Here is a 336-nt window from a genome sequence, read left to right on the forward strand (position 1 = left end):
GCGGGCGCGAAAGTGATCTTCCAGCGCATGGAGCAGCTGCCGGCATTGCTTGCGGCCTACGCCGCCGACGTCGCCGCCTGAGGCGGCCTCAGCCCGCAGCGCCCAGTGCGGCGCTGCGGCGTTTCCCGGCGTAATGCAGCGCGAACAGGTACAGGCCAGTGAACAGCTGCAGGAACAGCGGCGGCAGCGGCGAATAGGTGATCCACGCTGCAGGCTCGCCGTGCCCCAGCCCACGCACGGCGAAGTTGGCGATCACCGCCAGGGTGAAGACGATCGAGGTCCAGCGATGCACGGGCCGCGCCCAGCGACCCCGGCTGATGGACGGCGCCTCGCTTC

1 protein-coding gene is annotated in these 336 nt (G+C 70.2%); it reads right to left on the reverse strand.

Going from position 1 to position 336, the window contains the following annotated elements; genetic code table 11:
• Positions 1-88: 88 nt before the first annotated feature.
• Positions 89-319 (reverse strand): hypothetical protein, encoded by a 231-nt coding sequence (locus EN845_RS34265; RefSeq protein WP_049467211.1) that lies wholly within the window; start codon positions 317-319, stop codon positions 89-91.
• Positions 320-336 lie beyond the last annotated feature (17 nt).

The organism is Mesorhizobium sp. M8A.F.Ca.ET.202.01.1.1 (assembly GCF_004791595.1).
GTDB lineage: Bacteria > Pseudomonadota > Alphaproteobacteria > Rhizobiales > Rhizobiaceae > Mesorhizobium.